The sequence below is a fragment of the Novosphingobium sp. B1 genome (genome assembly GCF_900176395.1).
In the GTDB taxonomy this organism is placed as follows: domain Bacteria; phylum Pseudomonadota; class Alphaproteobacteria; order Sphingomonadales; family Sphingomonadaceae; genus Novosphingobium.
In genome coordinates this window covers 1-13,327 of record NZ_FWXL01000039.1, presented here as the reverse complement: position 1 = coordinate 13,327, position 13,327 = coordinate 1, and the positions used below count along the sequence as shown (strand labels likewise).

Genomic DNA, 13,327 nt, shown 5'->3' with positions numbered 1-13,327 from the left:
CGCTCTAAGATAATGTGGAGGAAACATGGACAGAAACGGCAGAAATCCGCCAATCAGGCCGCGTTCCTCCGCATTATGGGCACCTCGTGATTAGTCAAGCGTCAGAAGAACGACGCGGCAGATGCGGAGGCGATCGTGATCGCAACGCAACGCCCCGAGATGCGATTCGTCGAGGCGAAGACGGCTGAACAGCAAAGTCGTGCCATGTTGTTTCGGTCGCGTGCTCGCCTGGTCAGGCAACGCACCGAAGTGGTGAACATGCTCCGCGCCTTTCTCTACGAGCTTGGCCATGTCGTGCCGCAAGGGATCCATCATTTGCACCGGATCTCTGCCATCGTGGACGACCCGGCAATGATTTTCCAGAACTTGCTCGCGTGGAATGCCAGGAGCTTTTGGAGCAGATCGCGGTGCTGACCGAGCGGATCGCGACCAGCGACCGCCGCATCAAGGCTCTGGCTGGACAGGCCGACATCGCGCGACGGCTACAGACCATGCCCGGCGTGGGACCGCTGACGGCGCTGGCGGTCGAAGCGTTCGCCCCGCCGATGGAAAACTTCAAATGCGGTCGAGACTTCGCTGCCTGGCTGGGCATTGTGCCGAAACAGCATTCCAGTGGCGGCAAGGAACGGCTCGGTCGCGTGTCCAAGGCCGGGCAGAGAGACATCCGCCAGTTGCTGATCATGAGCGCCATGTCGCGATTGAACTGGATGGGACGTGGATCGATCTCCGGCGCATCATGGCTGGCCTGCATGCTCGCGCGCAAACCACGCATGCTGGTGGCGATCGCATTGGCCAACAAGATGGCCCGGATGATCTGGGCCATGTTGACGAGGCAGGAAGACTATCGAACCCCGGCAACGGCAATCGCCGCTTGATCTAAAAGCGACGGAAAGCCCGAGCCGGATAGGGGGAGTAAGAAGGCGACGACCCGAATGGGCAAAAAGATCGAACAGATCTGGATCAGCAAAACCAGTTTAGAGTCCCGAGCTTCGAGCTCGTGAAACAGATTTGGACCTGCTCCGCGGATCACCATACCGGCCAGCGGCTTCTGGAAAACGCCGCAATCAAAGGCCTGACAGAAGACCGCACTCGATCACCTGTCCACCGGATCAGAAACTTCTTGCCTCACGGGCGGCAACCACAGAAGACCCTGATGAACAGAACCATGTCTGAAAAGTAGCTGGGTCAGTAGAGCCACGATTGCTGCTAGCGATCAATAGACATTGCCAAATACTCAAAGCGATTCTCTTCCAAAGCGCCTCTTTATAATCGGATGCCCAACGAAGCACGCTTGCAACGACAGCAGCGCTCGCTGCGGTAAGCGAGCCAACCGAAATGATGGTGATCAGGAGATCGATGACAGGAGAGACGGGAAGGAACCTTGTGCCGATTGATGTAATCCAGAGTCGCCAAGGGACGTGTTGAAAAGAATGTAACGACAACCGCGGCGGTCAGAGCAAGCGCGGTGGCCTGCGGCTGAAGAAAGGGCCATGCTTCCTCACCATCGTAGGCATTATTGAGAGCCGAGATGATCGCTGACGCTGCCACTTTTGCTGCAAATGCGCCGACCAGTAGGCTTACGAGCAACGCCAGCCGCTGATTTGGCGATGATGTTAGAGATAATACTTGGGATGGTTATCTAGTTACGCACTTAAAATATCCCCAGCTCCGCGAATGACAGCTTGGATATTGGAGGAAGCGATTTTTAAAGAATCTTGTTCCCCTTTTTAATTTGGATTTGAGCAGACAGACTTTATAAAAAAGTAGTCCCAGCGTCTTTCTGACAAGCGATGCGCAATGTGGCAATTGACACTTGAGTCGAACCTTACAGGCAGATTATGCAAGTCGCGTCGTTGTTTCACCGTCGTTTAAGCGAGGCCATTGCGGAATCTATCTGGCTTCAAAGTCGTGCGTGGTGAAGGGTTTTTGCATGACGGCAATTGCTTGCCAGAATTGCGGATGGTTTGAACCGTCAGTACCTGATGTGAACTGCGGCTCGGCAAATCCTACTTCACGAGCAAAACGCTTTATCCAATCGCGATGCAGAAACGTATCGAGCTGCTCAGCATCATGACCATTGCGAAGCCTTGCCAACTCATCGCGCCACACGCGATCGTGTTCAGGCTCTTCCAACTCGAGAAACGAAAATAGCAGCTTTCCCCCGGGCTTGAGAGCCCGAAAAGCGTCTTCCATGTATAGAAATGACTCAGCTGGAAGAAGATGCGTAAAAACTGACCAATTAAATAACATATCGAGCGACGCGTTTTCGGCTTTAATCGTTCGATCGTAATTCAGAACTGCGTAATATGTCGGGCATTGCCGCGCCAATTCCGCGAGCAACTCTGGAACAACGTCGGCGCCCGTATAATTTCCAGTCCAGCCCAAGCGCTGAAGTGCTTGCGCAGTCCTGCCACAACCACACCCCAGATCGTAGACATTCATACCGTTTTCCAGGCCGTGATAGCGCAATACCGCCACGTGCGCATCGCCCTGTGCATGAAACTGCTCCATCGTCTCAGCACCAATAGCATTTGCGAGCGCGAAGCGAGGATCATCGGGTTGGCGGCGTAAATGCATCTTTACCAAGGCCTGGTAGTCACGAACTGAATGACTAAGCTTAGGCCTTTGTCTGCGCTTCCAAAGTCGAAATAGCTGCATGGCAACCAGATCTACGGCCTATGCACCAAAAAGCAATCGGGACATCAACGCGACCAATCGCTGTCAATGCTGCTGGTGGACAATCAACGAGATGGTCATAGCGCTCTCTTCAGAGGCGCCTTTGTTCGAGCCCGACAAAAATCAGTTTGAGACTGACCGCCAGTTTCTGACTGGCCTGCGATCGACGCTTATGCAGTCACAAAACAGGGCCGTGGCTACAGCAGTTATAAGGTTGGCAACTGCACCTTAACAGCAGGCAGACACACGTCTGTACCGGATTAGGCAAGATTGTTGCGAGCGACCCTCTCACCAACATGGTAAGGTAAGCGTCACCGAAGTTACCCAAATCTGTCATTGAAAGTCCCTCATACTGCAACACGGCGCGGCTAGCAGCACCACGCCACACCGATGTGGTATATGAGGGATCGAATCATGCGTATCGTCGCCGTGCTGCTTGCCAGCACTTCGCTCGTTGCCGCCCCAGCCTTTGCTGTCGAAAACACTGCGCCAACCGCCGACTTGTCCGCTGCCGATGCCAGCGCGGGTGCTGAATCCGGCGAAGCCGAGATTGTCGTATTGGGTGCCGGTCAAACCCGGCAGGTACAGGAGCTCTCCACGCAAGAGCTGACAATCCTGGCATCTGGTACGAGCCCGCTGAAGGCCATCGAAAAGCTCCCCTCGGTCAACTTCCAGTCAGCCGACGCGTTTGGAAACTATGAATGGTCCACCCGCGTCACAATTCGCGGCTTTAATCAGAATCAGTTGGGCTTCAATCTCGATGGCATTCCGCTGGGCGACATGTCATATGGCAATGCCAACGGACTACACATCAGCCGCGCCATTTCACCTGAAAACATCGGCGTCACCCGCGTGAGCCAAGGTTCGGGCTCAATCAACGCGCAGTCGACCAACAATCTTGGTGGCACGCTCGAATTCTTCTCGATCGATCCCAAGGACGTACTAGGCGCGGATATTGCGGGTTCCTACGGTTCTGAGAATACCTACCGTGGGTTTGCACGCATCGCACTTGGCACTGCCGATGGAGCGCGCGCGTTTGCCTCCGTGCAATACCAGAACGGCGACAAGTGGAAGGGCGATGGCCAGCAGCGCACGTTGATGCTTAACGCAAAGGGCGTGCTTCCTTTAGGCAACGATGCATCCCTTGACGGTTATGTCAGCTATTCCGACCGTGCCGAGCAGGATTACCAGGACCTCAGCCTCGCGATGATCAATCGCCTTGGGTTTGACTGGGACAACTTTGGCCCTTCAAACTACGCTTTGGCCATTCGGGTGGCAGACATTGCCGCCAACCGTGGCGACACCGGCACGACCCCGCTGAACCCGGCTGCTGGCACAACCTACCCTGCCCCCATCGCAAGCGCCGATGACGCTTATTATGACGCATCAGGCCTGCGCAAGGACACGTTGGCGTCGCTGGGCCTGACCCTGCCATTTGCCGATACGGCTCTGCTCAAGGTCAAAGGTTACTACCACGAGAACGATGGCCAGGGAACGTGGGGCAGCCCATATGTCAACAGCCCGAGCGGCGTGCCAATGGCGCTGCGCACCACCGAATACGACATCAAGCGCAAGGGCGTGTTCGCCTCGATCAGCAACACCTATGGCATGCACAACCTGACGGTGGGTGGTTGGTATGAGAAGAATGATTTCATCCAGTCACGTAAGTTCTACGGGTACGAAAGCCGCACCAATCCCGGCCGCGATCACCTCGACTTCCAGAGCAACCCGTTCTTCACGCAGTGGTCGATCGCGTTCGAAACCGACACGCTGCAATACTATGTGACCGATGATGTCGATCTTGGCGATCTGAAGGTGAACATCGGCTGGAAGGGCTATTCGGTTGACACCAATTCCTTTTCGCTGGTCAACACCAGCGGTCTGGCGACCGGCGATATCAAGGTGGAAGACTGGTTCCAGCCGCATGTTGGCCTGAACTACAAGTTCGGCAGTGGCCTTGAAGCCTTCGCCGGTTTCACGCAGGTGACGCGCGCCTACCAGGCCTCAGCCACCAGTGGCCCGTTCTCGACATCGCAGGCCGGTTTCAACGCCATTAAGGACAAGCTGAAGCCAGAAAGCTCGGACACCTACGAAGCCGGGCTGCGTTACAACACCGGGGTGATCAACGCTTCGCTTGCCGGCTACTATGTCAACTTCCGCGACCGTCTACTGGTGATCCCGACGTCAGTCGGCATCGTCGGCTCGGCCAACGTGTTGCAGAACGTCGGCAACGTTCGCGCGCTCGGTATTGAGGCGGCGTTGGACGTGAAATTGCCAGGTGGCTTCGGTGCCTTTGCTTCGTACAGTTACAACGATACCACTTATCGCGACGACGTGGTTATCACCGCCGGCGGCGTTACCACGATCCGTGCCACCAAGGGCAAAAGTGTGGTTGATACGCCAAAGCACCTCCTGCGTGGCGAACTATCGTATGATGGTGACAGCGTGTTCGGTCGCGTTGGCGTAAACTATATGTCGAAGCGCTACTTCACTTACTTGAACGACCAGTCTGTACCGGGTCGTGCCTTGGTCGATGCAACCATCGGTTATCGCCTGAACATCGGACAGCGCCAGCCGGTTGAGCTGCAGCTCAATGCGGTGAACCTGTTTGACAAGCGTTACGTCGCGACTATCGGCTCCAACGGCTTTGGCTTCAGCGGCGATAATCAGACGCTTCTGGCCGGTGCCCCACGTCAGATCTTTGTAACGCTCAAGGCAGGGTTCTGAACATGGGCGGCCTTTCAACTGCAAAGGCCCTCGTCACGGGCGCCGTGCTGCTCGGCAGCGCGGCGCCTGTCGTCGCAAGGGCAGAGCCCGTCTTGTTGATCTCCATTGATGGGTTGCGCCCCGGAGATGTTCTGGAAGCTGACAAGCGCGGCCTTAAGATCCCAAACTTGCGCCGTTTTCTCAAGGAGGGAGCCTTCACCACAGGCGTGGTAGGCAACCTACCGACTGTTACTTATCCCAGCCATACCACGCTGATCACCGGTGTTGCACCGGCGCGGCATGGTATTGTCAGCAACACCACCTTCGATCCGCGCCAGATTAACTATGGAGGTTGGTACTGGTACGCGCAGGACATCACGGCACCAACCCTCTGGGATGCAGCCCAGCAGGGCGGCCTGACGACGGGTAACGTGCACTGGCCAGTCAGCGTCGGGGTAAAGACGCTCAACTGGAACATGCCCCAGATCTGGCGGTCTGGCCATGCTGACGACAGGAAGCTGATCCGCGCGCTTGCTACTGACGGCCTGTATGATGCGCTTGAGCACGACTGCGGCTCATATGCCGATGGGATTGATGAGGGTGTCGATGCGGACGAAACACGGGCAAAGTTTGCCATCCGTCTGATCGAGACGCACAAGCCCGATTTCCTGACGGTCTATCTTGCAGCCCTCGACCACGAGGAGCATCTTCACGGGCCCGGTAGCGCCGAGGCAAATGGCGTGCTGGAACGGCTCGATGCCGCCGTGGGCAAACTAGTTGCGGCGGAACTGGAACAGCGGCCCGACGCCACAATTGCGCTAGTGAGCGACCACGGTTTTGCATCGACCGACACCGAGATCAATTTGTCCCGCGCTTTCATCGACGCTGGACTGATCAAGCTTGGGGCTGATGGCAAGGTCGCGTCATGGGACGCAATGCCTTGGCCTTCGGGCGGATCCATCGCTGTGGTATTGGCAAGACCAGATGATCTCGCCTTGAAAGGCATGGTCGGCGCGCTGCTCGAAAAGCTTTCCGCAGATCCGCAAGCACGCATCGCGCGTGTCGCCGATCAACCCGCAATCGGCAGGATGGGAGGCAATCCGCAAGCGAGCTATTATGTCGATCTAAAGCCTGGCGCTCTGGCCGGCAATTTTTCGGCCGATGGGCCACTTACCAAGCCATCACGCTACAAAGGCATGCATGGCTACTTCCCGGCCTTGCCCGAGATGCGTTCGACGTTCATGATCATGGGCAAAGGCGTTGCGAGGGCACGCAATCTGGGTGAAATCGACATGCGCGCGATTGCCCCGACGCTTGCCCGGCAGATGGGCGTGCAACTGCCGCTCGCAGAAGTAGCGACGTTAAAGCTTGGCGACTGACATCTAAGGGTTGTCGATGGCGTGCGCTTGTTGATTCAAGCACCTGCCGATGGACGGGCACAATGCAACGGTCAGGCAGCTTAAGGCGCCAGACCTGACGACAAGGGTTCTGACACTCACCTTTACGAGTATCGCTGCCGCCCACAACGGTTCTCCAAAGCCCAGTCTTGGCCGAAGGTCGAGCGCTGTCCTCTCGATCCTGGTCATGCGCCTTGGGTGCAGCCATGCCACCGTTGCGCCGCTTAATTGTTTACGGGGCGAGCTGGCGCCCAACGCGGGCGTCAGAGTTCAGCGAAGGCGGTTTCGAGCAATCGCAGCCGCTGGGCCATGCTCGCCGCGATGCTTTCGTGGATGTTGTGCGCGAAATCGGCCGGCATGGCGGCAAGGGCCTGCGCCGCGGCCTGCCCTGCGCGGTCAAAGATGTCGCTTATCGCTTGCTTCATCACCGCGGGCCCGAGGCTGGCAGCTTTTCCGGACTGGACGAAATGCCGCCCTACGACCTCGAGGATCCGGTAGTGGCGGTTGCTGCCGACCGCCATCGCGAGCTTGTACTTGTTGTTGGGGATCTGGCGCTTGTCGAACGCGGGCTGCGCCGAGAGGACGTCGTAGAATGGGGCGAGGCTGTAGCGGCCTTCCGGCTTCAGGACGATGCTGAAGTTCTTGCCGTGCCCATCCGTCGCCCCGATCAGCCAGAAGATGACCTGGCTCTTGAAGAAGTCGGCCTGGTCCTTCCGGGGCTCGTCCGCGCGTTGCAGCAAGGTGAGGATGTCCACCATGCCTGGCCCGCCACTGTTCTCGTACTTTTGCGCCGAAGGGATCCCCATCGCCTGGCAGCAGTCCTCCTGCGGGAGGCGCAGGAGTTGGTCGGCCCCTCTCCAGCGCCGGTCGAAGCGCTCCACGACGAGGACCCGGCGCTCACCGAACGTGGCGATTTCGGTCTTGGCGACCGCGAGCCCGAACGCTTCGAGGAGCTTGAGGCAATAGTGCTCGTTGTCGACGCTGTCGGCCATGTCGATCGGCCCGAACGCGGTCGGGATCTCGCCAAGTTGCGGCTTGAGGAGATGCGTGGTCGGCGTGGTGCCTGCAGGCCTCAGCCATTGGCCGTCCTTGCGCAGCAGGGCGGTCTTCTCCTGGGCGCCGGCAACGGATATCCGGAATTCCTCGTCCTTGTCGACGCCGAGCGGCGCGACGGCAAGGCTCGCCAGCAGGGCCTCGATCTCTGCGTCGGCCAGGGGCTTGCCCGCGATGGTTGGCAGGGCGTCCATCGGGCTGCCGCCCGGCAGGAATTGCATGGCGCCCACGCAGTCGCGCCCGATCACTTCCAGCAAGCTGTAGTAGTCCGTGCCCTGCGCCCCCATGCGCTCGGCAACCCGGCGGCGGGCGCCTGGATTGTCGGGAAGTAGGTTGTCGAAGACCGCCACCACGGGCGCGCCGCTGTACGCGGCTTCGCGCAGCGGCAGCGACAGGGAGATCGCGAAGGCTGGGTCCCACCCAAGCCAGGTCTCGTCGTACTGGAAGGCGACCGCGCCGCTGGCCTCCTTGGTGAGCTGGCCGACGAGGCGATTGTTGATCAGTACGGCAAGCGGCGCGTGGGCCTTGCGTCGCCCCATCAGAAGATGTCCTCGATTTCCTTCGAGGCCTTGCCGCCGCGAGTGTCGACGAGGAGGTCGAGGTCGAGCGCGGCGAACAGGGCATAGAGGGACGAGAGCTTGGTCCCTTCGTGACCCGTCTCGATCCTGGAGATCATTTCCTGGCGCAGTCCTGAAAGCTGCGCGAGCTCGGTCTGCGTCAGCCCGCGCTGCTTGCGGGCTCGCTGGATGATGTTGCCCAGCTGCCTTGGCGAGCGCGCGATATGGGGCATGGTGATCTCCTCAGGCCGCTATGCCGGAAATGACATAAATGCACTCTATGTCAATTTCAACATAAAGTTGATTTATGTCTTTTATCGCATAAGGCTTGATTATTCATTTGGACATGGATGTAGGCGGTTCCCAAGGGAATCAACAGCATTGTAAAAGTTACACCGGTCCAACCGATGCATGTTGTGCAGTGGGTTAACGTTCAGCGACATCACGCCCAACCACTTTGGCAGCCCCCTCCTGAAGGTGTTGGTGACAGCTCTTGCCCTATCCTTTTGCAGTTTGGTTCAGTGCGTTGTGCATACTCAACTTATTGTAAGACGCGACTGTGGGCATTCGAGATCCCACTTAAAACCCGATATTTCGTATTGAGCAGAAACTTGAGCAAGCAGTGATCGCATGGTCAGGCCGTCGATTAACTTTGTGCCAAAACCAGTCCGTTCAGGGGTACGAACAGGTGGAGCACCACTTTCCATCCAACGCAATCTGAACCTACCATCTGACACACAAGTGTCCAAGGTCCACGTCACCGCGAGACTGCCCGCATCTGTCGATAGAGAGCCATATTTCGCAGAGTTGGTCGCAAGTTCGTGAATCGCCAATCCCAAGGTCTGGGCAGCAGCAGGGCTTAGGAAGACCAGTGGACCGTCCAGCGTAAGCCGCTCTCTTACTTCGAAGCTGAAGGACTTCAGCTGCGACTCGATCAAATCTTTGAGCTCTACCTGCGCCCATGTGTCACGCACAAACAAGTCATGAGAAGCCGCAAGCCCTTTTATCCGATCCTCAAATTTGGCCACAAAGTGCTCAGGGTCGAGCCGGGAGCTCTACCGCAGGATGGTCTGAACGACCGCAAGGACGTTTTTTGTACGATGCGCTGCCTCTTGTCGGAGAGTTCGCTCTAATGCCTCTCGCTCAAGACGCTCCGAAACATCTCTTACGATGCTTTGCAGATTGCCGTCAGGCAGTTGGCCTCCCACCAATTCCCCAACGAAAACGGAGCCGTCCTTACGGTTGAACAACCATTCGCTTCTATGGATTTGCAGATCAGACATTTCGCGCCGGGTCTCGTCCAGCCTGGCTGCTTCGCTCGGATCCAAAACGTCCAGAAGCGTAAGCCCAAGCAACTCATCCTTGGCGTAGCCAAGCATCTGACATGGCGCCGGATTTATGTTGATATAACGACCCTCGGCATTGGCCATGAACAGGCCATCGCCCAGAGCCTTGAAAATGTCTCTGATCTGAATTGAAGCTGGCACACAATCATCATAGGCGCCGGTTCGCTATGTTTCTAGCAACTATAAAGGGGCTAAGCAGCCAAGCCGAAGCTTGCACCCTCTTTTATGATCTTAACTGCCGTTGCATCTCTTCAAAGTTCCGTCCTACATAATCAGGATCACGATGGACCAATTATACGGCGGTTCTTTTAGGTTATCCGCCTAAGCGCAACCATTACAGCGTGGCGGATCTAACCATCCGTGCAGATGCAACTTCTGGAAGGTGCTGAAGGGACGGCGCCAAAGCCGGCCTGCCAAACAGGTACCCTTGTGCCTCGTTGCAGCCTTCCTCGACCAGCAAAGCCAACTGCATTTCTGTTTCGACGCCCTCTGCCAGAACCGGAATCGACAAGGTTCGACCAAGTGCCAGGACCGCCTTCACAATTGCTCGTGACTGGGCATTGCTTTCTGATTGCAGGAGAAAGGACTTGTCGATCTTAATCTTGTCAAATGGGAACGAGTGCAAAGTATCGAGTGACGAATAACCGGTCCCGAAATCGTCCATGGCAACGCTGACGCCTAGAGCCTTGATCCGGCGCAGTGAGTGAAGCGCCCTGATTTTTTCAGCAATGATGGCCGTTTCAGTAATCTCAAGTTCGAGACGGCGGGGTGGTAGGCCTGTATCAAGCAGAATCTGCGTCACGACCTCCGGCAAGTCTGGCTTGAGCAACTGGACAGGCGAAAGGTTGACCGCAACTTTCAGATCCGACGGCCAACGCATGGCTTCAAGACAAGCAGCCCTTAGCACCCATTCGCCGAGACGAACGATCTCACCGCTCTCTTCAGCAATGGGAATGAAATCGGCGGGCCCAATCTTGCCGTGAACCGGGTGTGTCCAGCGCAACAGCGCTTCGTAGCCCGTGAGCGTTTGATCGAGGACCGAGCGCTGCTCTTGGTAAAGCAAGTGCAGTTCATTGCGCTCCACGGCAAAACGAAGGTCACTGGCAATCTGGCGGCGCCATCTCGCCTTCTCGTCCATGCCGGCCTCATAAAAGCAGACCGACTGACCGAGCGTCACTTTGGCTCGATACATGGCAAGGTCTGCATTGTTCAGCAGGGAGTCAAGATCATCGGCATCACCTGGATACAAAGCCACACCGATGCTCGCTCCGTTTAAAGCTGCGACAGAGTTCGTGACGCAGCCGGCAATTGCTGTTTCCAGACGAGACAGGAAATCCGTCAGCTCTGTCTCACGCGCGAATCTTTTTGCTAAGGCAAATTCATCACCGCCCAGTCTGGCTGCGATCTCATTCTCGTCCAGGCAGTTCGTTATTGCATCGGCAAAAGACCTGAGAACCTGATCACCTATGGCGTGCCCGTGGGTATCATTGATCTCTTTGAACCGGTCCAAGTCGATTGCGACAAGAGCAACTTGCTCTCCCCGTGACGGGGCAATGATCATTTCGTGTGAAAGCCAGCGATTAAAGCTGCTGCGATTTGGCATGCCTGTGAGCATGTCATGATGCGCAAGATGAGCGATCCGCTTTTCAGATTGGCGCCTCTCGCTGATGTCCTCAAATGTCGTAACCCAACCTCCATCCGGCATGCCACGGCTGGTGATCGACATGGAAAAAGCGTCACCATATTCGACGACGACAAACTCACCGCCTTTGGCGTCGAGTGATTGCTCCAGCAGCACTCTAACATTAGCAATGCGTTCTTCGGAGATTGTCTCGCCAGTTCTGGATGAAAGGGCAGCATAAGCAACTTCATCGAGCGACGCGCCGGGCGGACAGCTGCTCTCAGACAAATTCCAAAGTTCCAAAAACCGCTGGTTGCGCAGCACGAGCTGAGCGTTGCGGTCGAACAGGCAAAGACCCTGATGCATGTTGGACAAGGCCGTGTCGAGCTGGCGTTTGGCCTCCTCGAGCCGATCCTGGTCTTCCTTGAACTGGCTCATGTCGCGGGTGATCTTGGCAAAACCCAAGGATTTGCTTTCAGCGTCAAGGACGTGCTCGATAGTCACATGCGCCCAGAAGCGTGAACCATCACGCCTGATACGCCAGCCCTCACCGACAAATTTCCCATTTTGACGCGCAGATTCGATAGCCTTTGCATGTAAACCCTGAGCGCAATCTTCGCTTGAGTAAAAGATTGCGAGCGACTGCCCGATCACTTCCTCTTCACTGTAACCTTTCAACCGCTGCGCACCAGCGTTCCAGTTGGCGATCCGGCCGTCTTGGTTAAGCATGTAAATGGCGCAGTCGGAAATGCCTCTTACCAGAATGGAGAACTGCTGCTGGCTATGAAGGATTGCTGCATTAGTCCTTTTTGCGATCACGCCCCCGATGAAACACAGGCCCAGCAGCAAAATTGAAGCTGTGCCGATCAGTGCGGACATCGTGGTTGGCGAGAGCAGGACTGCCCCGTCTTCCATCCTGGCAGGGACCAGACGGATTGCCGTCATGCCGGTAAAGTGAAGACCGACAATGCCAAGAACCATCAGCCCAGCGGCCAACGCCGCCTTGCCAAGTCCCCTCTTCACAAGCGCAAGGCGAAGCACCTGGATTACCGGCAGAACAGCCAAGGCAACCGACACAGTGAGATAGGCAGGATCCCATTCGATCCTCGCAGGTAAAGATAGAGCTGCCATGCCAGTGTAATGCATGGCAGCGAACCCGCCTCCGGTCACACAGCCACCAATCACAGCGGTGACGGCCTTGTTGCCAGAAACAGCCACCCGGAAACCAATTAATGTAGTTGCGAGCACAATTGCGAGGGAAGCTCCGGTCAGAGCGGGTTTGTAGCCTGTGATGACCCCAGGGTCGTAGCCAAGCATCGCAACGAAGTGCGTCGACCAAATACCGAAGCCGGTTGCGAGACCACCGGCCAGAAGCCAGCGATGCTTCGTTTGGTTGGAGGCTGCATTCGCTTGCCGAAGCATCATCACCGCAGTGGAGCAGGAAATGATGCAGATCAGTGCAGCGAGAAGAACGAATTGCAAATCGTGCTTATCACGAATGCAAAAGAGAACCTGAAACAACTTTTTGCCTCGCGAAGACCCAGTCCAGCCCTCGCAGAACAGCCCTAAGATCACTAAAACTGGTATCTACGTGCACATACGTGCTGACTGCCAAATCCGGAGCGCTGGGCGTTGCAATGGATTGCTCCACAGGCGGCTTTCCCGTGCTTAGCCTTTCCTGCAGTACGGCATATGTGGTTTGCGAAAGGTTCCGCGCCCGGTGCGCAGCGCACTGGCGGCCTACTTCGCCAACCTGCCGCCCGAGGACGAAGTACGCAAGGCCGTGGAAAAGTGCCATGCCGGCACTGTCCTTCGAACAACGACTTCCACTTGTTGGCCGGCCATTCCTGCAGATTTTCGTGTTCTTCAAGGGCGACTAGGTTTCGTGGACAAAGGTTGACAACAGACTCGCTGCTTGATTCAAGGCTTTCTTTTGGAGGCGGCGTTGGGCGAGCGGATTGGTTTGAGGGA

9 protein-coding genes and 1 pseudogene are annotated in these 13,327 nt (G+C 56.8%); 4 read left to right on the top strand and 6 right to left on the bottom strand.

Features of this window, described 5'->3' with window-relative positions; translation table 11 throughout:
• Window positions 1–135 precede the first annotated feature (135 nt).
• Together B9A23_RS23120 and B9A23_RS21425 are read left to right on the top strand one after the other, a co-directional pair.
• A complete protein-coding gene (locus B9A23_RS23120) occupies window positions 136–414 on the top strand; it encodes a hypothetical protein (protein ID WP_217806657.1) in 279 nt (92 codons plus the stop codon).
• On the top strand, window positions 375–875 hold the full coding sequence (locus tag B9A23_RS21425) for a transposase (protein WP_254895237.1): 501 nt from the start codon (window positions 375–377) through the stop codon (window positions 873–875). The genes B9A23_RS23120 and B9A23_RS21425 overlap by 40 nt, the downstream gene beginning before the upstream one ends.
• A 1,015-nt stretch (window positions 876–1,890) precedes the next feature.
• Here the strand turns inward: B9A23_RS21425 and B9A23_RS21420 are convergent.
• Window positions 1,891–2,658, bottom strand: a complete 768-nt coding sequence (locus B9A23_RS21420; protein ID WP_084281405.1) for a class I SAM-dependent methyltransferase — start codon at window positions 2,656–2,658, stop codon at window positions 1,891–1,893.
• A 432-nt stretch (window positions 2,659–3,090) separates the two neighbouring features.
• On the opposite strand from B9A23_RS21420, the gene B9A23_RS21415 reads away from it, so the two are divergent.
• Complete coding sequence (locus B9A23_RS21415) at window positions 3,091–5,403, top strand: TonB-dependent receptor domain-containing protein (RefSeq protein ID WP_084281404.1); 2,313 nt, start codon at window positions 3,091–3,093, stop codon at window positions 5,401–5,403.
• Window positions 5,404–5,405: 2 nt separating this feature from the next.
• A complete protein-coding gene (locus tag B9A23_RS21410) occupies window positions 5,406–6,761 on the top strand; it encodes an alkaline phosphatase family protein (RefSeq protein ID WP_084281402.1) in 1,356 nt (451 codons plus the stop codon).
• Between the two features lie 281 nt (window positions 6,762–7,042).
• Here B9A23_RS21410 and B9A23_RS21405 read toward each other — a convergent pair whose 3' ends face one another.
• The 5 genes and pseudogenes from B9A23_RS21405 to B9A23_RS21385 all read right to left on the bottom strand — a co-directional run bounded on the left by B9A23_RS21405 (window position 7,043) and on the right by B9A23_RS21385 (window position 12,877).
• Window positions 7,043–8,371: a type II toxin-antitoxin system HipA family toxin gene (locus B9A23_RS21405; protein ID WP_084281400.1), complete on the bottom strand. Its 1,329-nt coding sequence runs from the start codon at window positions 8,369–8,371 to the stop codon at window positions 7,043–7,045.
• Complete coding sequence (locus B9A23_RS21400; protein ID WP_084281398.1) at window positions 8,371–8,622, bottom strand: helix-turn-helix domain-containing protein; 252 nt, start codon at window positions 8,620–8,622, stop codon at window positions 8,371–8,373. The genes B9A23_RS21405 and B9A23_RS21400 overlap by 1 nt, the downstream gene beginning before the upstream one ends.
• A 303-nt stretch (window positions 8,623–8,925) precedes the next feature.
• Window positions 8,926–9,420, bottom strand: a pseudogene (locus B9A23_RS21395) (sensor histidine kinase); the annotation flags it as partial.
• 24 nt (window positions 9,421–9,444) lie between these two features.
• Window positions 9,445–9,876 carry a PAS domain S-box protein gene (locus B9A23_RS21390; protein ID WP_084281394.1) on the bottom strand — a complete coding sequence of 144 codons (432 nt, stop codon included), beginning with the start codon at window positions 9,874–9,876 and terminating at the stop codon, window positions 9,445–9,447.
• Between the two features lie 193 nt (window positions 9,877–10,069).
• The gene (locus B9A23_RS21385; RefSeq protein WP_084281392.1) at window positions 10,070–12,877 is read right to left on the bottom strand and encodes a bifunctional diguanylate cyclase/phosphodiesterase; all 2,808 of its coding nucleotides are present in this window, start codon (window positions 12,875–12,877) and stop codon (window positions 10,070–10,072) included.
• Between the last annotated feature and the right edge of the window lie 450 nt (window positions 12,878–13,327).

Excerpts from the sequence above, each read along its gene's own strand:
- B9A23_RS21420 (WP_084281405.1), bottom strand. The coding sequence starts at position 2,658 with ATGCAGCTATTTCGACTTTGGAAGCGCAGACAAAGGCCTAAGCTTAGT.
- B9A23_RS21415 (WP_084281404.1), top strand. The coding sequence starts at position 3,091 with ATGCGTATCGTCGCCGTGCTGCTTGCCAGCACTTCGCTCGTTGCCGCC.
- B9A23_RS21410 (WP_084281402.1), top strand. The coding sequence starts at position 5,406 with ATGGGCGGCCTTTCAACTGCAAAGGCCCTCGTCACGGGCGCCGTGCTG.
- B9A23_RS21405 (WP_084281400.1), bottom strand. The coding sequence starts at position 8,371 with ATGGGGCGACGCAAGGCCCACGCGCCGCTTGCCGTACTGATCAACAAT.
- B9A23_RS21400 (WP_084281398.1), bottom strand. The coding sequence starts at position 8,622 with ATGCCCCATATCGCGCGCTCGCCAAGGCAGCTGGGCAACATCATCCAG.